The organism is Streptomyces thermospinosisporus, from assembly GCF_039526425.1.
GTDB lineage: Bacteria > Actinomycetota > Actinomycetes > Streptomycetales > Streptomycetaceae > Streptomyces > Streptomyces thermocarboxydovorans.
On sequence record NZ_BAAAIZ010000053.1, the window covers coordinates 92,645 to 112,657 of the forward strand.

Genomic DNA, 20,013 nt, shown 5'->3' on the forward strand with positions numbered 1-20,013 from the left:
CGGACCTTGAGGTGTCCAGGACACGCACCCGCCTCCGGGGTGACGGCGCACCCCGGCGCCCGCACGCACCGCACGTCTTCGCACCCATCCCGTACGGCCCCATCCCGTTCCCGGAGGGATCTCGTGCACAGAACCAGACTCAGAGGCAGTACATCCGCGAGGCGTCACCGGCTTCGCACCCCCCTCGCCCTGTTCACCGGCCTCCTGCTGGCCGTGGGCACCCCGGCGACCGTCGCCGGAGCCCAGCCGGCCGCAGAGCCGGCCGCCGCCGAAGGGCAGTTCCAGCAGGTGCCGCTCGCCAAGGGCGAGCCCGAGATGGGCGAGCCCATGTCGCTCGCCGTGCTCCCGGACCGCAGCGTCCTGCACACCTCACGCGACGGCACCCTGCGCCTGACCGACGCGGGCGGCACCACCAAGGTCGCCGGCCGGCTCGACGTCTACAGCCACGACGAGGAAGGCCTCCAGGGCGTCGGCGTCGACCCCGGCTTCGAGAAGAACCGGGCGATCTACCTCTACTACGCCCCGCCGCTCGACACCCCCGCGGGCGACGCCCCGGAGACCGCCACCGCCGAGGACTTCAAGAAGTTCGACGGCGTCAACCGCCTCTCCCGCTTCGTCCTCAAGCCCAACGGCACCCTGGACCCGGACAGCGAGAAGAAGATCCTCGACGTCCCCGCCTCCCGCGGCATCTGCTGCCACGTCGGCGGCGACATCGACTTCGACGCCGACGGCAACCTCTACCTGTCCACCGGCGACGACACCAACCCCTTCGCCTCCGACGGCTACACCCCGATCGACGAGCGGGACAACCGCAACCCCGCCTTCGACGCCCGCCGCAGCTCCGGCAACACCAACGACCTGCGCGGCAAGATCCTGCGCATCAAGGTCGCCGAGGACGGCTCCTACACCATCCCCGACGGCAACCTCTTCCCGCCGGGCACCGAGAAGACCCGTCCCGAGATCTACGCGATGGGCTTCCGCAACCCCTTCCGGATGAGCGTCGACGAGAAGACCGGCGTCGTCTACGTCGGCGACTACGGCCCCGACGCCGGCGCAGCCGACCCCAAGCGCGGCCCCGGCGGCCAGGTCGAGTTCGCCCGCATCACCAAGCCGGGCAACTACGGCTGGCCCTTCTGCACGGGCGACAACGACCCTTACGTCGACTACGACTTCGCCACCAAGACCTCCGGCGAGACGTTCGACTGCGACGCGCCCAGGAACACCTCGCGGCACAACACCGGCCTGGTCGACCTGCCGCCCGCCCAGCCCGCCTGGATCCCCTACGACGGCGGCAGCGTGCCGGAGTTCGGCACCGGCTCCGAGTCCCCGATGGCCGGGCCCGTCTACCACTACGACCCCGGGCTGGACTCCTCCGTGAAGTTCCCCGAGGAGTTCGACGGCGACTTCTTCGCCGGTGAGTTCGGCCGCCGGTGGATCAAGCGGATCGAGCAGACCGCCGACGGGACCGTCGAGAAGATCAACGACTTCCCGTGGACCGGCACCCAGATCATGGACATGGAGTTCGGTCCCGACGGCGCCCTCTACGTCCTCGACTACGGCCTGTCCTGGTTCCAGGGCGACGAGAACTCCGCGCTCTACCGGATCGAGAACGCCGAGGACGGCTTCTCCCCGATCGTCGAGGTCAGCGCCGACAAGACCTCCGGAGCGGCCGGCCTGAAGGTCGCCTTCACCGCCACCGCCAAGGACGCCGACTCCCCGGACCTCACCTACGGCTGGGACTTCGGCGACGGCACCAAGGGCGAGGGCCTCAACCCCACCCACCGCTACAAGAAGACCGGCACCTACACCGCGACCTTCACCGCCAAGGACCCCGAGGGCAACACCGGCAACGCCAGCGTGCGCATCGTCGTCGGCAACACCGAGCCCACGGTGAAGATCGATGTGCCGGGCAACGGCAGCATGGCCGCCTTCGGCGAACCCGTCCCGTTCAAGGTGACCGTCACCGACCCCGAGGAGAAGGCCGACTGCTCCAAGGTCAAGGTCGTCTACAGCCTCGGCCACGACTCCCACGCCCACGAGCTGACCAGCGAGACGGGCTGTGAGGGCACCCTCAAGCCGCCGCCCGGCGACGGCGGGCACGACCCCAACGCCGACATCTACGGCGTCGTCGGCGCGGCCTACACCGACGGCGGGGCCAACGGCCAGGAGGCCCTGACCGGCACCGCACGCGCCGTGCTCCAGCCGCTGCACCGCCAGGCCGAGCACTTCGGCAAGCAGCAGGGCGTCTCCGTCATCGACAAGCCCGCCGCCCACGGCGGCAAGACCGTCGGCAACGTCCACGACGGCGACTGGATCTCCTTCACCCCGTACCGGTTCGACGGGCAGAAGAAGATGACCGTGCGGGCCTCCTCCGGCGGCACGGGCGGCTTCATCGAACTGCGCACCGGATCCCCCGACGGCACGCTGCACGGCTCCGCGTACATCCCGCCGACCGGCAGCTGGGAGACCTTCCAGGACATCGACGTGCCGCTGCGGGCCCTGCCCAAGCGCACCACGGAGATCTACCTGGTCTTCAAGGGCGGCGAGGGCGCGCTGTTCGACGTGGACGACTTCGAGTTCTCCAACCAGGCGTTCAAGAACGGCAAGAAGGTCCTGGTCTTCTCCAAGACCGCCGGCTTCCGCCACGACTCCATCCCGGACGGCATCGCCGCGCTGAAGGAACTGGGCGGCCCCGCCGGCATCACCGTCGACGCCACCGAGGAGGCCGGGCAGTTCACCACGGCCAACCTCGCCAAGTACGACGCGGTCGTCTTCCTCTCCACCACCGGCGACGTGCTCAACGCCGAGCAGCAGAAGGCGTTCGAGAACTACGTCGCGGGCGGAGGCGGCTACATGGGCATCCACGCCGCCGCCGACACCGAGTACGACTGGGAGTTCTACGGCGGCCTCGTCGGTGCCTGGTTCGAGTCGCACCCGGCCATCCAGAAGGCCACCGTGCGGGTCGAGAACCACGACCACCCGGCCACCGCGCACCTCGGGGAGGCCTGGGAGCGCACCGACGAGTGGTACAACTACCGCACCAACCCGCGGGAGAAGGCCCGCGTCCTCGCCACCCTCGACGAAACCACCTACCAGGGCGGCACCATGAAGGGCGACCACCCGATCGCCTGGTGCCAGAACTACGGCGGCGGCCGCTCCTTCTACACCGGCGGCGGCCACACCAAGGAGTCCTACGCCGAGGAGGCCTTCCGCGCCCATCTGCTCGGCGGCCTGCAGTACGCCACCGGCCAGATCAAGGCCGACTGCAAGCCGGACAAGGGCTACCGGAAGATCTTCAACGGCCACACCCTGGACGGCTGGAAGCAGGCAGGGCCCGGCAGGTTCGTCGTCAAGGACGGCGGCGTGATGGAGTCCGAGGGCGGCATGGGCCTGCTCTGGTACCAGGCCAAGGAGCTGGGCTCGTACTCCCTCAAGCTCGACTGGAAGACGGCCGGCGACGACAACTCCGGTGTCTTCGTGGGCTTCCCCGCCTCCGACGACCCCTGGTCGGCGGTGAACAAGGGCTACGAGATCCAGATCGACGCGACCGACGCACCCGACCGGACCACCGGCGCGATCTACTCCTTCAAGTCGGCCGACATCAAGGTCCGCGACCAGGTGCTCAGGCCGCCCGGCCAGTGGAACTCCTACGAGATCAAGGTCACCGGTGAACGCATCCAGGTCTTCCTCAACGGAGCGAAGATCAACGACTTCACCAACACCGATCCCGAACGGAGCCTGAAGGACGGCTACATCGGCCTGCAGAACCACGGCCCGGACGACCAGGTCTCCTTCCGCAACATCCAGCTCAAGGAACTGCCCGCCAAGGGCGACTAGACGGGCGGCGGGCGGAGGACGCCGGACCTCCGCCCGACGTCCCGCCGGGCGAAGGGCACCGGTCGTCGCACCGGGGCCCTCCGCCCGGCCCCGCACCCCGCTTCCGGCGCTCACACCCGGTTCGCGTACGACAAGGAGGCTGCCCATGTCCGCCGAACCGTCCCTCCCCACCGCCCCCGGCACCGGCCGGCGCTACGGCGTCTGGCTCGTCGGCGCCCGCGGCTCCGTCGCCACCACCGCGATCGCCGGCTGCGCCGCGGTCGCCGCCGGGCTCCACCCTCCGACCGGCATGGTCACCGAGACCCCGCCCTTCACCTCGTCCGGACTGCCATCGTTGTCGTCCCTCGTCTTCGGCGGCCACGACACCGTCGACTGCCCGCTGCCCAAGCGGGCCGAACACCTCGCCGCAGGGGGAGTCCTGCCGCACGGCCTGCCCACGGCGGTGCACGCGGAACTCGCCGCCGCCGACCGGGAGATCCGGCCCGGAGGGCCGGGGCCGGGCGGAGCCGCGTCCGGCGGGGACCGCACTCAGGAGGAGTCCAGCGGGGACCGCACCCAGGAGGAGTGGACGGAGACCTTCGCCGAGGACATCCGCGACTTCGTGCGCCGCAACGGCCTCGCCGGAGCCGTCGTGCTGAACGTCGCCTCCACCGAACCCGCCCCCACCGACGACACCCTGCCGCCCAGCTCCCTCTACGCGGCGGCCGCACTGCGCGCCGGCTGCCCCTACGTCAACTTCACCCCCTCCACCGGCCTGCACCACCCGGCACTCGCCGAGCTCGCCGCCTCCTCCGGCCTGCCCTACGCGGGCCGCGACGGCAAGACCGGCCAGACCCTGCTGCGCTCCGTGCTCGGCCCGATGTTCGCCCAGCGGGCCCTCGCGGTACGCGCCTGGTCCGGCACCAACCTGCTGGGCGGCGGAGACGGCGCGGCCCTCGCCGACCCCGCCGCCGCGGCGGCGAAGAACTCCGGCAAGGAACGCGTCCTCGCCGACACCCTCGGCGCCGCCCCGCAGGGCGAGGTCCACATCGACGACGTGCCCGCGCTCGGCGACTGGAAGACCGCCTGGGACCACATCGCCTTCGACGGCTTCCTCGGCGCCCGCATGGTCCTGCAGACCACCTGGCAGGGCTGCGACTCCGCGCTCGCCGCCCCCCTCGTCCTGGACCTGGCCCGGCTGATGCTGCGCGTCCGGGAAGCCGGCCTGACCGGCCCCCGCCCGGAGCTGGGCTTCTACTTCAAGGACCCGGACGCGGGCGCCTCCTCGGCACTCGGCGAGCAGTACGCCGCGCTGCTGGACTTCGCAGCCCGGCTGCGGGGCGGCATATGAGGACCGGCGACACCTCCGCGCTGCGCGCCTGGGCCGAACTGCTGCGCCTGCCTGCCCTGTTCTCCGTCCCCGGGGACGCCCTCGCGGGCGCCGCCGCCATCGGCGTCCGTCCCGGGCGCGGCACGCTGCTCGCCATCGGCTCCTCCCTGTGCCTGTACGAGGCCGGCATGGCCCTCAACGACTGGGCCGACCGCGCGGAGGACGCGGTGGACCGCCCCCACCGCCCCATCCCGTCCGGCCGCATCCGCCCCGCCGCCGCCCTGACCGCGGCAACGGCCTTCACCGCCGCCGGAGTGGCCCTCGCCCACCGCGCGGGCCGCACCCCGGGCGCACTGGCAGCAGCCCTGGCCGCGACCGTCTGGGCCTACGACCTGCACCTCAAACACACCCCGGCGGGCCCCGCAGCCATGGGCACGGCCCGCGCCCTCGACGTGCTCCTGGGGGCGGCGGCAACGGCCGGCGGGCACAGGGCGGCATCCGCGAGCGGGGCAGCGGCGGGGCACCGGCCCGGTGCTGGGGCATCGCGCGCCCCGATCACGACATCACCGGCGGCTCCGGCAGGCCCGGCGTCGGTCGCCCCGCGCACGGCTGGGGGAGCGCGGTCGGGGGCTGGACGCACGCTGCCATCGTGGTCGGCTCCCGGCGCCCTCTTGGCGAGGGTCGCGCGTGCGCTGGGAGGCGCCCGCGACGCCGGCGTTGTGCCGGCCGCGGCACCCGCCGGGTCCGAGCAGTCGGGTCGTCTGGGCAGGGCGGCCACGGCGGACCGGACGTCCGTCGCCGCGCGCATCGTTGAGGCAGCGGTCTCCCGCAGTGGCCGCGTACGACCTCCACGCTCGCCTCGGGGCGCACTCGTGCCGACGGCCCGTCGTGGGCCGGCTGGAGCACGCGGCGCCCTCGTTCCGCCTGCCGCAACCGGCGGTCGCGCACGGTTTTCGCGCTCGGCTCGCAGTGCACTCGCGGCGGTGGCCGGCCGCGTGCCGGGAGGCGCATCCGGCGTCCGCCTGCTGCCCGGAGCGGCAGGCGCCCGGTCCGAGCTGTCGGGGCGCCTGGGCAAGGCGGCCACCGCGGTGTCGGCCGGGGCGGCCACCCTCGCCGCCGTGACGGCAGGGACCGCCCGGCCGGGGAGCAGCCGGTCCGCACGCCGGACGCGGCTCGGCGGCACCGTGGCCACGCGGTTGACGCCGGCGGGAGCAGTGGCCGCAGGTCCGACCCGCCCCGCCCGTGCCGTCGGCCTCCGCGCCGCTCTCCCCACGGCCCTCGCCATGGCCGCCCACACCACCGCGGTCACCTTCGTCTCCCGCAACGAGACGACCGGCGGCAGGCCGCTCGCCCCCGCCGCCGCTCTCGCGGCCACCGCGACTCTGACCACCCGGCTTCTCAAGCCCCCGGCAGGCCGAGGCGGAGCAGCCCCCCTCGGCCTGCCGGGACCCATCGTGTACGCGGCGACCGCGGCCCGCCCGTTGTTCCATGCCGCCCTCAACCCGTCGCCGCCCCTGACCCAGCGGGCGGTCGGTGCCGGGATCCGGGCGATGATCCCGCTGCAGGCCGCCCTCGCCGCCCGCGCCGGCGCCCCCGGCTCCGCCCTGGCCACCGCCGCACTGGCCCCTCTCGCGCGGCGCTTCGCCCGGAAGGTGAGCGTGACATGAGCCCACAGACCGACCACACCCCTTGGCGCTGGGGCTACGGCACCAACGGCCTCGCCGACCTCCGGCTCGACGACGCCCTCGCCCTCCTCGCCGACCTCGGCTACGACGGCGTGGGCCTCACCCTCGACCACATGCACCTGGACCCGCTGGTCCCGGACCTCGCGGCCCGGACCCGGCGCGTCGCGCACCGCCTCCAGGAGCTGGGGCTGGGCGTCACCGTCGAGACGGGTGCCCGGTACGTCCTCGACCCGCGCCGCAAGCACGGGCCTTCGCTGCTCGACCCGGATCCCGGCGACCGTGCCCGCCGCACCGATCTGCTGCTCCGGGCCGTCCGGGTCGCCGCCGACCTCGGCGCGCACGCCGTGCACTGCTTCAGCGGGGTGCTCCCCGAGGGCACCGACCAGGACACCGCCTGGAAACGCCTCACCGACGCCCTCGCCCCCGTGCTCGACGCCGCCGGCACGGCCGGCGTCCCGCTCGCCGTCGAACCCGAACCCGGTCATCTCCTCGCCACCCTCGCCGACTTCCGCCACCTGCGCCGTCTGCTCGGAGACCCCGAGCCACTCGGCCTGACCCTGGACATCGGGCACTGTCAGTGCCTCGAACCCCTGCCGCCCGCGGACTGCGTCCGCCAGGCCGCACCCTGGCTGCGGCACGTCCAGATCGAGGACATGCGCCGCGGTGTCCACGAGCACCTGCCCTTCGGCGACGGCGAGATCGACTTCCCGCCCGTGCTCGCCGCCCTCGCCGCCACCGGCTACCGGGGACTGACGGTCGTGGAACTGCCCCGCCACTCCCACGCGGGCCCCCAGCACGCCGCTCACTCCCTCCCGTTCCTGCGGCGCGCCGCCGCCCGGGCCACGGCCTCGACCGCGCCGGCCGCCCCGTCCCACGGCGATCCCTCCGCCACCCCCGAAGGGAGCACCACCTCATGAACCACCCGCATCGCACCCCCGCGACCCCGGAGGCAGGCACCACCGGCGACCACGGGACCCCGGACACCCCGGACACCCCGGACACTCCCGCGGCCGACGGCACCACATCCGCGAGCCCCGCCGAAACCAGCGCGAACGGCAACCGGGCCGGCCGCAAGGGCGACACCGGCGGCGACCCAGCCCGCGAGGAGAGCACCCCGGGCACCGAGGCACCCCTGCCCCACCCGGCCCGCACCCCGCCGGCCGAACTGCGCGACCAGCTCGCCACCCGGCTGGGCGAAACCGCCCGGAGCTGGTTCGAGCAGGCGCTCGAGGAGGCCGCCGCCCACCCCGGCAGACATGGCCCCATCTCGGTGTGGGAGCTGCGCCTCGCGGAGGCCGGCCGCCGCTGCGGCCCCGCGAACGCCGACCCTGTCCGCGTCCTCATCCTGCACGCCGCCCGCGCCGGCACCGACGCGCTGACCCGGGTCTACTTCCAGGGCACCGCCGACGAACGCCGCGCCGTACTGCACGCCCTGCCGCATCTGGTGACCGGCCCCGACGCCCTCCCGCTCGTCGAGGACGCCCTGCGCACCAACGACACCCGGCTGCTCGCGGCCGCCCTCGGCCCGTACGCCGCCCGGTACCTGGACGCCCACGCCTGGCGGCACGCGGTGCTGAAGTGCCTGTTCACCGGCGTGCCGGTGGACCACGTGGCCGACCTGGAGCGGCGCGCGAGCGGGGACGCCGAACTCGCCCGCATGCTCCGCGACTACGCCGCGGAGCGCACCGCGGCGGGCCGCCCCCTCCCGGACGACCTGCACCGTGTGCTGGCCCTGACCGAGTCCGCCGCCGCCCCGGACCGGGAGGCGGACACCCCCCACGGCAAGGAGTCCTGATGCGCATCTTCGACCCCCACATCCACATGACGTCGCGCACCACCGACGACTACGAGGCCATGTACGCCGCCGGCGTCCGCGCCGTCGTCGAACCCTCCTTCTGGCTCGGCCAGCCCCGCACCTCCCCGGCCTCCTTCCTCGACTACTTCGACTCCCTCCTCGGCTGGGAACCCTTCCGCGCCGCCCAGTACGGCATCGCCCACCACTGCACCCTCGCCCTCAACCCCAAGGAGGCCAACGACCCCCGCTGCACCCCCGTCCTCGACGAACTGCCCCGGTATCTCGTCAAGGACAAGGTGGTCGCCGTCGGCGAGATCGGCTACGACTCCATGACCCCCGCCGAGGACACCGCCCTCGCCGCCCAGCTGCAGCTCGCCGCCGACCACGGCCTGCCCGCCCTGGTGCACACCCCGCACCGCGACAAGCTCGCCGGACTGCGCCGCACCCTCGACGTGGTCCGCGAGTCCGCCCTTCCCATGGACCGGGTGCTGGTCGACCACCTCAACGAGACCACCGTCAAGGAGGCCAGGGACAGCGGCTGCTGGCTCGGCTTCTCCGTCTATCCCGACACCAAGATGGACGAGAAGCGGATGGTCGCCATCCTGCGCACCTACGGAACCGAACGCGTCCTGGTCAACTCCGCCGCCGACTGGGGCAGGAGCGACCCCCTGAAGACCCGCAAGGTCGCCGACCTGATGCTCGCCGAGGGCTTCACCGAGGACGACGTCGACCAGGTGATGTGGCGCAACCCCGGCGCCTTCTACGGGCTCAGCGGCCGCCTCGACCTCGAGGTCACCGGCACCGGAGCCACCCACGAGGGCAACTCCATCCTGCGCGGCGAGGAGTGACCCATGCGCTTCCGGCACCCCGACGGCACCACCGTCCACCTCGCCTACTGCACCAACGTCCACCCCGCCGAAACCCTCGACGGAGTCCTCGCCCAGCTCCGCGACCACTGCGAGCCCGTCCGCCGCCGGCTCGGCCGCGACCGCCTCGGCATCGGCCTGTGGCTCGCCCGCGACGCCGCCCACGCCCTGGTCACCGACCCCGCCGCGCTGCGCGGCCTGCGCACCGAACTCGACCGGCGCGGCCTGGAGGTCGTCACCCTCAACGGCTTCCCCTACGAGGGCTTCGGCGGCGAAGAGGTCAAGTACCGCGTCTACAAACCCGACTGGGCCGACCCCGAGCGGCTCGAGCACACCACCTCCCTCGCCCGCGTCCTCGCCGGCCTGCTGCCCGACGACGTCACCGACGGCAGCATCTCCACCCTGCCGCTGGCCTGGCGCACCGCCTACGACGACGCCCGCGCCGACAAGGCCCGCGCAGCGCTGCTCACCCTCGCCGAACGCCTCGACGCCCTCCAGGAACTCACCGGCCGCTCCATCCGCATCGCCCTGGAGCCCGAGCCGGGCTGCGTCGTCGAGACCACCCGGGACGCCATCGCCCCGCTCACCGGCATCGGCCACCACCGCATCGGCATCTGCGTCGACACCTGTCACCTCGCCACCTCCTTCGAAGACCCGCACACCGCCCTGGACGCCCTCACCGAGGCCCGCGTCCCCGTCGTCAAGTCCCAGCTCTCCGCCGCCCTGCACGCCGAACACCCCCACAAGCCCGAGGTCCGCGACAGCCTCGCCGCCTTCGCCGAACCCCGCTTCCTGCACCAGACCCGCACCCTCACCGCCACCGCACTGCGCGGCACCGACGACCTCGGCGAGGCCCTCACCGGCGAGGCGCTCCCCGACGCGGCACCCTGGCGCGCCCACTTCCACGTCCCGCTGCACGCGCCCCCCGCCGCGCCCCTCACCTCCACACTCGACGTGCTGAAGGACACGCTCACCCGGCTCGTCGGCGGCCCGCACCCGCTCACCCGCCACCTGGAGGTCGAGACCTACACCTGGCAGGCCCTCCCGCCCGAACTGCGGCCCCGCGCCCGCACCCAGCTCACCGACGGCATCGCCGCCGAGCTCACCCTCGCCCGCGACCTGCTGACCGGCCTCGGCCTGAAGGAGCTGCCATGACCACCGGAGCGCACACCACCGGCGCCCACGGCCGCACCACCGGCCCCACCCCGCTGCTCGTCCTCGACGTCGTGGGCCTCACCCCCCGCCTGCTCGACCACATGCCGAACCTCAAGGCCCTCGGCCAGAAGGGCTCCCGCGCCCCGCTCGGCACCGTCCTGCCCGCCGTCACCTGCGCCGCCCAGTCCACCTTCCTCACCGGCACGATGCCCTCCGAGCACGGCATCGTCGGCAACGGCTGGTACTTCCGCGAACTCGGCGACGTCCTGCTGTGGCGGCAGCACAACGGACTCGTCTCCGGCGACAAGCTCTGGGACGCCGCCCGCCGCGCCCACCCCGGCTACACCGTCGCCAACATCTGCTGGTGGTACGCCATGGGCGCCGACACCGACCTCACCGTCACCCCCCGCCCGGTCTACTACGCCGACGGCCGCAAGGAACCCGACTGCTACACCCGCCCGCCGGCCCTGCACGACGAACTCACCGAGAAATTCGGCACCTTCCCTCTTTTCCACTTCTGGGGACCCGGCGCCGACCTGGTCTCCAGCCAGTGGATCATCGACGCCACCCGGCACATCAACCGCACCCGCACCCCCGATCTCACCCTCTGCTACCTCCCGCACCTCGACTACGACCTGCAGCGCTACGGCCCCGACGACCCGCGCTCCCTCCAGGCCGCCACCGACCTGGACACCGCGCTCGCCCCGCTTCTGGACGACGCCCGCGCCGAGGGACGCACCGTCGTCGCGCTGTCCGAGTACGGCATCACCCGTGTCAGCCGGCCCGTGGACATCAACCGCGCCCTGCGCCGCGCCGGACTGCTGGAGGTGCACACCCAGGACGGCATGGAGTACCTCGACCCGATGGCCTCGCGCGCCTTCGCCGTCGCCGACCACCAGATCGCCCACGTCTATGTGCGCCGGCCCGAGGACCTGGACGCCACCAGGGAAGCCCTCGAGGGCCTGCCAGGCATCGGCCAACTCCTCGACGACGAGGGCAAGAAGGCCCACCACCTCGACCACCCGCGCGCCGGCGAACTCGTCGCCGTCGCCGAACCCGACGCCTGGTTCACGTACTACTACTGGCTCGACGACGCCCGCGCGCCCGACTTCGCGCAGCTCGTCGAGATCCACCGCAAACCCGGCTACGACCCGGTCGAGCTGTTCATGGATCCCCAGGACCCCTACGTGAAGGTCAAGGCGGCCACCGCACTGGCGCGCAAGAAGCTGGGCATGCGCTACCGCATGGCGGTCGTGCCCCTGGACCCCTCACCTATTCGCGGCAGCCACGGCCGCCTTCCTGCGAGCGACGACGACGGTCCGCTCCTCATCTGCTCCACCCCCCGCGCTGTCGGAGACCGCGTAGCGGCCACCGATGTCAAGTCACTGCTGCTCAGGCTGGCCGGACTCGCGGACGCACCGCCCGCGAGATCCGACTACTGAGAGTGAAACACACGGCACTGACAACGGCCCGCCGCCGGTGCCACCGGCGGCGGCCACGACGAAGAAGGCAGGCATCCGTGAGTCACTTCTCGCACCCCTCGCAGGACGACAACCCACTCGCCGACACGGCCGCGGCCGCCGGCCCCGACGAGGCCCTCAGACGCCGGCTCGGCATCGGCCGCCGCCGCTTCCTGTCCACCTGCACCGCCGCCGCCGGCGCGGCCATCGCCGCCCCCGTCGTCGGCGCCTCCCCGGCGTTCGCCGCCCGGGACGCCGAGCGAGGACACGGCCACGGCAAGGGCCACGGCGGCCAGGTGCTCGTCCCCGCCCACAAGCGCGGCATCATCCTCTACACCGTCCGGGACGCCACCGGCCGTGACCCGCTCTCCACCGACCTGCCCTCCGGCTTCCGCGAGGTCTTCAAGGAACTGTCCCGCTACGGCTACCGCCAGGTCGAGTTCGCCGGCTACGGCCAGCACCCCAACGCCCCCGGCGGCGCCGACCTGGGCACCGCCAAGGGCGCCCGGCTGCTGCGCGGCTGGCTCGAGGACTACGGTCTGCGCGCCCAGGGCAACCACGGGTTCATCCCGCCGTCCTGGCCGCTGACCAAGAGCGACCTGGACACCTTCAAACAGCACCTGGAGATCGCCAACATCCTCGGCATGCCCCACATGGGCACCGGCGGCGACCCCACCGGCAGCTCCTACCGGGCCGACTGGGACATCGCCGCGGAGAAGTGGAACACCCTCGGCGAGATCGCCCGCCGCGAGGGCATCAAGCTGTACACCCACAACCACGACGCCGCCTACGGCTTCCTGCTGGACGGCGGCCCGCTGGACGACCAGGGCCGGCCCACCCGCAGCTCCGGCATCCGCAAGCTGGAGTACTTCCTGAAGGTCACCGACCCCAAGCTCGTCTGGCTGGAGATGGACATCTTCTGGGCGCACGTGGCCCAGTACAAGTTCCACACCTACACCGCCCACGACGGCACCCAGCGGAAGAAGGTCTTCGACCCGGCCGGGCTCGTCGCCCGCCACAACAAGCGCTACCCGCTGTTCCACGCCAAGGACGGCACCCACAACGAGACCAACGGCATGGGCTACGACATGGTCCCGTTCGGCACCGGCGACATCGACTACCGCACCTTCTTCAGCCGTGTGGGTGAACGGAACTACCACAACCCGATGGTGGAGCAGGACAACGCGCCCAGCTCCACCGACGCCGGCCAGTCACTGCGCTTCGCGAAGACCGGCTACAACAACATGGCCGCCCTGCGCAAGCACCGCTGCTGACCCTCCACCGGCGCCGTGACGCCCGACGGCCACCGGCCCGACCGACGTCACGGCGCCGACCGTTCAACGCGGCGGGCGGCCCCGTCCACCGGTCTCCGCTCCCGGCGGACGGGGCCGCCCGTCTGCCCCCAAGAACCCGTCTGCCTCCAAGGACGCGTTGGCCCCGACCAGAACGGACCGCAGGTCAGGGCAGGTCCCCTCAGCCGATCCACCGAAGCCCCCGTCGTCGGCGTCCCCGGCTCAGCCGATCCCCTGCCGGTCCGGCCGGAGCGCGAAGTCCCGCTCGTCCGCCGTGCCGGCCGCCCGCTCCACCGCCTGCCGCAGCAGCTCACGGTGGCGCAGCAGCGGCTCCCGCCGCTCCTCCGGGGCGAGCAGCAGCAGATCCTCCAGGCCGGCCATCAACCGCCGGGTCACCTGCGGCACCCCCGCCCCGCACACCCGCACCTCCGTCAGCCCCAGATCCACCAGCTCGCCCCACCCCGGCACCGGCTGCACCAGCCGCACCGCACCGCTCCGATCGCGGTGCACCACGGTGTCCAGCGGCCGCCGCGAGAGCGCGGACAGCAGCTGCACGACCCGGTCCAGTGCCTGCACGGCCGTCGTCGGATCGTTGATCGCGGCGGACAGGGCCCGCAGCGCGATGTCCGCCAACTGCCGCAGCCCGAACGCCAGATCCAGATGGAACGTCCGCTCCACGCCAACCCCCAGGGCACGCCGCAGCGCCCCGCGCCGCGGAGCCTTGCCGCCGTGCACCGCCAGCACGGGCGTGCCCGGCACCACGAAGTCACCGATCCGCGGGACCAGCCGCAGCACCACCCCGTGCGCCCGCGCCACCCGCACCAGCCGCGCCACATGCACATCCCGCAGCACACCCGCGCGCCCCTCGTGCGCCACCCACGCCGTCACCGGCCCCAGCCCGGGCGGCTGCTCACTCCTGCTCGGCACCGGCGTGAGCGCGGCCACCCGGAACGACTCCGCCGCGATCCGCGCGATCACATGGCTCACCCGCATCATCCGCAGCGTCGTGTTCACGTACATCACGAACAGCAGCAGGCTCAGCCCGACCATGATCAGCGTGAGCACCGACTGCACCAGCGGCACGGAGGTGACCACCTGAGGGTCGGTGGCGCTGTCGTACGTGGTCAGGACGAGCAGGGTCAGCACGAAGGTCGCCAGGAACACGGCGAACGTCGCCTTGGTGATCTTGCTGCGTACGAAGATCCGTACCACCCGGGGCGTGAACTGCCCGCTCGCCATCTGCACGGCCACCAGCGAGATGCTGAACACCACACCGATGAAGGTCATCATCGCCGAGCTCACGGCGTTCACCACGGACCGCGCGTCGTCCGCGAAACGCAGCAGCTCGGCGAGCGTGTCGTAGTCCTGCTCCTGCTGCAGCGACCGGACGATCGCCACGTCCAGCTCCTCGGCGCCCAGCCACACCACGATCACCAGCACCATGGCCACCATGGGCGCGAACCAGAACGAGTCCCGCAGATGCTCCCGGAGCGGCGACAGCGCCCGCCACCGCTGCTTCGGCAGCGGACCCTGGGTGATCGTCCAGTCACTCATGGTGCGACCCTAGAGGCAACCGGCGGCCCGGTCCCGGACCACCGCCGCAGCGAAGGAAACGCAGGTGAAAGGCACTGCGAAACCTTGGTATGGTTGTCCACGTCGCCGCGGGGCAGAGCCCTGACCTGGCGGCGTACACCTCGTCCGGGTGGCGGAATGGCAGACGCGCTAGCTTGAGGTGCTAGTGCCCTTTATCGGGCGTGGGGGTTCAAGTCCCCCCTCGGACACTCACCACGCACACGGCTCACGACAGGGACGATCAGCAGATCGTCCCTGATTGCTGTTCCCTGATCTCTGGCGGGACGATCTCCGGCGGGACTCCGCATCCCCGCCGCACCCGTCCTGAACCGCGCCCGCCGGGCACGTCGCCGATACTGATGAAATGGGCAAAGTCGGACGAGACGCCCCCGCGAGCCGATGGGGCGAGCACGTGCCACCGGAGGCCGGGCCGCCGGAAGCCGGTCCGACGGCCCGTCACCGTTCGACCGGCCGCCGTGTGCTGTCGCTGCCGAAGCCGCGCAGCGTCGCCGGTCAGTTCTTCCTGCTGCAACTGGTGGTCGTGCTGCTGCTCATCGCCACGGCCGTGGTGGCGCTGGTCATCCAGGACAGGAACCGGGCGATCCAGGAGGCCAGAGACCGGTCACTGGTGGCGGCCGAGTCGTTCGCGAACGCCCCGGGCACCGCGGAGGCGATGAAGAGCGACGACCCGACGGCCGCGCTGCAGCCCCAGGCCGAGGCGGTCCGCAAGAAGACCGGTGTCGACTACGTCGTGGCACTGAGCCCCTACGGCTTCCGCTGGACCCACCCGGACCGGGACCAGATCGGCAAGCACGTCTCCACCTCCTACGGCCAGGCGCTCGAGGGCGAACCCCACCAGACCACGTTCGACAGCAGCCTGGGCAAGGCCGTGGACTCGACCGTGGCCGTCTTCGACGAGCAGGGCAACGCCGTCGGACTGGTCACCGTGGGCGTCACCGTCGCCAAGGTGACCAGTGTGGTGCAGGATCAGCTGCCGGTGATCTTCGCCGCCGGCGGTGTCGCCCTGCTGCTGGCCGCGGGCGGGTCGGCCCTGGTCAGCGGGCGTCTGCGGCGCCAGACCGGGGGAATGGGGCCGGTCGAGATGACCCGCATGTACGAGCACCACGACGCCGTGCTGCACGCGGTCCGTGAGGGCGTGCTCATCCTGGGCGCCGACGGAAGGCTCCTGCTGGTCAACGACGAGGCGCGCAGGCTGCTCGCCCTTCCGCCGGAGGCCGAGGGAAGGCGGGTCACCGAACTCGGACTGAGCCCCTCCCTGGCCAGGCTGCTCGGCTCCGGCCGGGCCGCCAGCGACAAGGTCTTCCTCGCAGGAGACACCCTGCTCGCGGTCAATGTGCGGCCGGTCGGCCCGAACGGGGGCAGCGTGGCCACCCTGCGGGACACCACGGAGCTGCGCGCCCTCGCGGGCCGGGCGGACGTGGCGGGCGGACGCCTGCAACTGCTCTACGACGCCAGCACACGGATCGGCACCACCCTCGACATCAAGCGCACGGCCGAGGAACTGACCGAGGTGGCGGTCCCGCGCTTCGCCGACTACGCCACCGTCGAGCTGGTGGAGTCCGTGCTGCAGGGCGGCGAACCGACGGAGGGGAGTACGGCGATGCGCCGCATCGCGGCCGTGGGCATCCGGGACGACGCTCCCCTCAGCCCGGTCGGCACGCTGGTGCGCCATGCGCCCGGCAACCCCGTGGCCACCGGGGTGGCCACCGGCCGGCCGGTCCTGGCCAGGCACCTCGCCGATTCCGAGGGATGGCGGGCCCAGGCCCCGGAGCGGGCCCGGCGGGTCATCGAATTCGGGATCCACTCCATGATCACGGTGCCGCTCAGGGCCCGGGGGCAGCTGCTGGGGGTCGTGGAGTTCTGGCGTTCCCAGCAGGACCCCTTCGAGCAGGACGACCTGTCCCCCGCGGAGGAGCTCGCCGCGCGGGCGGCCGTGTGCATCGACAACGCCCGCCGCTACACCCGCGAGCACAACACCGCCGTCACTCTCCAGCGCAGCCTGCTGCCCAGCGCGCTCCCCGAGCTGTCCGCCCTGGAGGTCGGGCACCGCTATCTGCCCGCCCAGGCCGGGGTCGGCGGCGACTGGTACGACGTCATCCCGCTGCCCGGGGCCCGGGTGGCCCTGGTGGTCGGCGACGTCGTCGGACACGGACTGCACGCCGCCGCCACGATGGGCCGGCTGAGGACCGCGGTGCACAACTTCGCCGCCCTGGACCTGCCCCCGGACGAGCTGCTCGCCCACCTGGACGACCTGATCGCCCGCATCGACCAGGACGCGGCGGCCGAGGGCGACACCGAGGCCGTCACCGGTGCCACCTGCCTGTATGCGATCTACGACCCGGTCTCCGGACGATGCGTGGTGGCCCGGGCCGGCCATCCCGGTCCGGCACTGGTGTCACCCGACGGCACGGTGACCTTCCCCGACATCCCCGTCGCCCCGCCGCTCGGCGTGGGCGGAGGACTGCCGGTCGAGACGGCCGTGCTCCGCCTGCCGGCCGACAGCCGGCTGGTCCTCTACACCGACGGCCTGGTCGAGACCCGCGACGGTGACATCGACGCAGGGCTCCGCCTGCTGAGCGAGGTGCTGGCCGAGACGCACGGCGCCTCCCTGGACGACACCTGTGAGACGGTGCTCGACACGATGCTGCCCACCCGGCCCAACGACGACGTCGCCCTGCTCGTCGCACGCACCCGGCTGCTCGACCCGGACGAGGTCGCCGAGTGGCACGTGCCCGACGATCCCGCCGCCGTCCCCCGGGTCCGCGCCGAGGCCACCCGGAGGCTGGAGTCCTGGGGCCTCGGCGAAACCGCGTTCACCACCGAGCTGATCGTCAGCGAGCTGGTGACCAACGCCGTCCGGTACGGAAAGAGCCCCATCAGCCTGCGGCTGCTGCGCGACCGCGACAGCCTGATCTGTGAGGTCGGCGACGGCACCAGCACCTCCCCGCACCTGCGCCGCGCCGCCTACACCGACGAGGGAGGCCGTGGCCTGTTCCTCGTCGCACAGCTCTCCCGCCGCTGGGGCACCCGGTACACCGACCGAGGCAAGATCATCTGGGCCGAGCAGGCGCTCGACTCCCCGGTCACCCCGGACCTGGGCGATCTCCTGATGGAGGACCTGTGAGACCGGTTTCCGGTTTCCGGGAGCCGTGCTCCACCTTTCAGGAGCCGTCCTCGACCGTGAGGTACGGGATCTTGGCCGGGTCCCGGCCGAACGCGGCCCCGAGATAGACCGCCGACAGCTTGGCGAGCGTCCCGTCGTCGATCAGCTGCCGGATGATCCGGTCCAGCTCCTCCTTGTTGGGCGACCCCTTCGGATACAGGGCCCCGTAGCCCTGCTCCGTGCGGTACTGCCCCACCAGGCGCGTCCTGCTGTCCGGCTTCTGGGGATACGCCAGCAGGATCGTCGTGTCGTGGACGACCGCGTCGACCTTCCCGTCCTTCAGCGCCGCGATCAGATCCGGGTCGTTCCGGAAGGGCGTGACGGGCTTTGTCGGCTTCAGACGCTTCTCGACGAACTGCTCACCCGTGGTGCCCTCGGACACCCCGATGGGTACATCCCGGACATTGTTCTGATTGATCTTCTCCCCGTCCCTGATCATCAGCCCCAGGGTCGAGGAGAGATACGGCGGGGAGAAATCGGCGACCTTGCTCCGCTGCCGGGTGATCGTGATCTGGGCCAGGGCCAGATCGAAATCCCTCGTCCTGCCGGACACGACGTCCGGGAAGGGGGTGTTCTTCACCTTCACCCGGTCGAGTCCGGACCGGTAGGCGATATTGGCGGCCATGCAGTACTCGTAGCCGCTCCTGATGGAGTCCGCCGAGTCGCCGTTCCACCAGCCGGGTGCGGGCAGGGTCGTCTTCACCGTGAGGGCGTCCCGCGTCTTGGGCGTCAGATGAAACTCCCCGTACCGGCCCGTGACCTGGCAGTCGCCGTAATGGACGTCCGGGGACTCCGTCCCGCCCTGGTCACACGCCGAGGCAGCGGCGATCAGCGCCCCACTGACAGCCAGGGAGACGATCGCTGCCGCCGCGCGCATTCTTGCACCTCCGGTCGGGGCATACTCCTTGAGTCACCATAAATCACCCGAACCGTGCGGCCGCCACTCCACGGACAGCGTGCTCAGCGCCGGAGCCCGGGAGCCTGCGGCCGGGTGAGGCGGGCGAACTCCCAAGGGTCGTGGGCCGAGAAGAGCTCGACCTCCTCCGCGTGCTCACGGACCAGCTCGCGCAGCCGGGCCTGGGTGCCGATCCGCAGGTCCCGGTGGACCTCGGCGCCGGTCTGGACAAGGTCCAGCAGCGGGTGGGGCTCCTTGGCCTCCTCCATCTCGCGGTGGTAGTAGTACGCGTCGCCGCAGTGCAGCAGCCAGCGGTCGCCCCGGTGCACGGCGACCCCGGTGTGGCCGGCGGTGTGACCGCCCAGCGGGACGAGCCGGAACTCCGGCGGCAGTCCGCGCGGCCGGAGCGCGGTGAAACCGAACCAGTCCTCGGCCGTCTCCGCGCGGGTGGCGGCATCGGTGTCGTACGTGACCCAGTGGGGATCGTGGGCCCAATGGGCCGGGCGGTAGCGCCTGCTCGGGGCCTCGGCGAGCGCGGCGGCAAGCTCGTCGGCCAGTACGTGGACCCGGGCGCCGGGGAAGTCGGGAAGGCCACCGCAGTGGTCCACGTCCAGGTGGGTCACCAGGATGTGACGCACGTCGGAGGGCTCGAAACCGAGCCGGGCGACCTGCCGGACCGCCGTCTCCTCCTCGTCGAGCACCGGCGCGGCCATCTCGACCCAGTCGGCGCCGAGCGAGCCGTCGGGGTCGCGGATGTCACCGAGCCCGAGACCGGTCTCGACCAGGACCAGGCCGTCGCGGTCCGTCTCCACGAGCAGGCAGTGGTTGACGGCGGGCGCGGAAGGAGGGCCGTCGTAGGTGGGGTCGATCGTGCGGACCGAACCGCAGTTGAGGTGATGGATCTTCATGCCGACTAGGCTGGAACTTGAACCACGCTTCAAGTCAAGCCGTACGCTCTCACGC

At 72.4% G+C, this 20,013-nt stretch carries 13 protein-coding genes and 1 tRNA gene; 11 read left to right on the forward strand and 3 right to left on the reverse strand.

Annotated features, from left to right (window positions below; genetic code table 11):
* The first annotated feature begins 123 nt into the window (after nt 1–123).
* From ABD207_RS18935 to ABD207_RS18975, 9 genes are all read left to right on the forward strand, one after another.
* Nucleotides 124–3,837, forward strand: coding sequence for a ThuA domain-containing protein (locus ABD207_RS18935; RefSeq protein WP_344014287.1), 3,714 nt, complete (start codon nt 124–126; stop codon nt 3,835–3,837).
* A 145-nt stretch (nt 3,838–3,982) separates the two neighbouring features.
* A complete protein-coding gene (locus ABD207_RS18940; protein ID WP_344014288.1) occupies nt 3,983–5,167 on the forward strand; it encodes an inositol-3-phosphate synthase in 1,185 nt (394 codons plus the stop codon).
* Complete coding sequence (locus ABD207_RS18945; RefSeq protein ID WP_344014289.1) at nt 5,164–6,813, forward strand: UbiA family prenyltransferase; 1,650 nt, start codon at nt 5,164–5,166, stop codon at nt 6,811–6,813. Before ABD207_RS18940 ends, ABD207_RS18945 begins: the two co-directional genes overlap by 4 nt.
* Nucleotides 6,810–7,748, forward strand: coding sequence for a sugar phosphate isomerase/epimerase family protein (locus ABD207_RS18950; RefSeq protein ID WP_344014290.1), 939 nt, complete (start codon nt 6,810–6,812; stop codon nt 7,746–7,748). The genes ABD207_RS18945 and ABD207_RS18950 overlap by 4 nt, the downstream gene beginning before the upstream one ends.
* A complete protein-coding gene (locus ABD207_RS18955) occupies nt 7,745–8,626 on the forward strand; it encodes an EboA domain-containing protein (protein ID WP_344014291.1) in 882 nt (293 codons plus the stop codon). The genes ABD207_RS18950 and ABD207_RS18955 overlap by 4 nt, the downstream gene beginning before the upstream one ends.
* A complete protein-coding gene (locus tag ABD207_RS18960; protein ID WP_344014292.1) occupies nt 8,626–9,474 on the forward strand; it encodes a TatD family hydrolase in 849 nt (282 codons plus the stop codon). The genes ABD207_RS18955 and ABD207_RS18960 overlap by 1 nt, the downstream gene beginning before the upstream one ends.
* A 3-nt stretch (nt 9,475–9,477) precedes the next feature.
* Nucleotides 9,478–10,647, forward strand: coding sequence for a metabolite traffic protein EboE (gene eboE / locus ABD207_RS18965; RefSeq protein WP_344014293.1), 1,170 nt, complete (start codon nt 9,478–9,480; stop codon nt 10,645–10,647).
* Nucleotides 10,644–12,089, forward strand: coding sequence for an alkaline phosphatase family protein (locus ABD207_RS18970; protein WP_344014294.1), 1,446 nt, complete (start codon nt 10,644–10,646; stop codon nt 12,087–12,089). Before eboE ends, ABD207_RS18970 begins: the two co-directional genes overlap by 4 nt.
* Before the next feature lie 173 nt (nt 12,090–12,262).
* Entirely contained in the window at nt 12,263–13,381 is a 1,119-nt protein-coding gene (locus ABD207_RS18975; protein WP_425580751.1) for a sugar phosphate isomerase/epimerase family protein, read from the forward strand.
* A gap of 240 nt (nt 13,382–13,621) precedes the next feature.
* Here the strand turns inward: ABD207_RS18975 and ABD207_RS18980 are convergent, their stop codons facing one another.
* Nucleotides 13,622–14,953 (reverse strand): DUF2254 domain-containing protein, encoded by a 1,332-nt coding sequence (locus ABD207_RS18980; RefSeq protein WP_344014296.1) that lies wholly within the window; start codon nt 14,951–14,953, stop codon nt 13,622–13,624.
* Nucleotides 14,954–15,095: 142 nt separating this feature from the next.
* On the opposite strand from ABD207_RS18980, the gene ABD207_RS18985 reads away from it, so the two are divergent.
* Nucleotides 15,096–15,180 (forward strand) — tRNA-Leu (locus ABD207_RS18985).
* A 155-nt stretch (nt 15,181–15,335) separates the two neighbouring features.
* Nucleotides 15,336–18,116 (forward strand): SpoIIE family protein phosphatase, encoded by a 2,781-nt coding sequence (locus tag ABD207_RS18990; RefSeq protein WP_425580749.1) that lies wholly within the window; start codon nt 15,336–15,338, stop codon nt 18,114–18,116.
* A 37-nt stretch (nt 18,117–18,153) separates the two neighbouring features.
* Here ABD207_RS18990 and ABD207_RS18995 read toward each other — a convergent pair whose 3' ends face one another.
* Together ABD207_RS18995 and ABD207_RS19000 are read right to left on the reverse strand one after the other, a co-directional pair.
* Nucleotides 18,154–19,032 (reverse strand): ABC transporter substrate-binding protein, encoded by an 879-nt coding sequence (locus ABD207_RS18995; protein WP_344014298.1) that lies wholly within the window; start codon nt 19,030–19,032, stop codon nt 18,154–18,156.
* An 83-nt stretch (nt 19,033–19,115) separates the two neighbouring features.
* Complete coding sequence (locus ABD207_RS19000) at nt 19,116–19,958, reverse strand: MBL fold metallo-hydrolase (RefSeq protein ID WP_344014299.1); 843 nt, start codon at nt 19,956–19,958, stop codon at nt 19,116–19,118.
* Nucleotides 19,959–20,013: the final 55 nt, after the last annotated feature.

What these genes read in the sequence shown, in the direction of transcription:
- ABD207_RS18960 (WP_344014292.1), top strand. Translation starts at nt 8,626, where the DNA reads ATGCGCATCTTCGACCCCCACATCCACATGACGTCGCGCACCACCGAC.
- ABD207_RS18950 (WP_344014290.1), top strand. Translation starts at nt 6,810, where the DNA reads ATGAGCCCACAGACCGACCACACCCCTTGGCGCTGGGGCTACGGCACC.
- eboE (WP_344014293.1), top strand. Translation starts at nt 9,478, where the DNA reads ATGCGCTTCCGGCACCCCGACGGCACCACCGTCCACCTCGCCTACTGC.
- ABD207_RS18995 (WP_344014298.1), bottom strand. Translation starts at nt 19,032, where the DNA reads ATGCGCGCGGCGGCAGCGATCGTCTCCCTGGCTGTCAGTGGGGCGCTG.
- ABD207_RS18970 (WP_344014294.1), top strand. Translation starts at nt 10,644, where the DNA reads ATGACCACCGGAGCGCACACCACCGGCGCCCACGGCCGCACCACCGGC.
- ABD207_RS18945 (WP_344014289.1), top strand. Translation starts at nt 5,164, where the DNA reads ATGAGGACCGGCGACACCTCCGCGCTGCGCGCCTGGGCCGAACTGCTG.
- ABD207_RS18940 (WP_344014288.1), top strand. Translation starts at nt 3,983, where the DNA reads ATGTCCGCCGAACCGTCCCTCCCCACCGCCCCCGGCACCGGCCGGCGC.
- ABD207_RS18990 (WP_425580749.1), top strand. Translation starts at nt 15,336, where the DNA reads ATGGGCAAAGTCGGACGAGACGCCCCCGCGAGCCGATGGGGCGAGCAC.
- ABD207_RS19000 (WP_344014299.1), bottom strand. Translation starts at nt 19,958, where the DNA reads ATGAAGATCCATCACCTCAACTGCGGTTCGGTCCGCACGATCGACCCC.
- ABD207_RS18955 (WP_344014291.1), top strand. Translation starts at nt 7,745, where the DNA reads ATGAACCACCCGCATCGCACCCCCGCGACCCCGGAGGCAGGCACCACC.
- ABD207_RS18980 (WP_344014296.1), bottom strand. Translation starts at nt 14,953, where the DNA reads ATGAGTGACTGGACGATCACCCAGGGTCCGCTGCCGAAGCAGCGGTGG.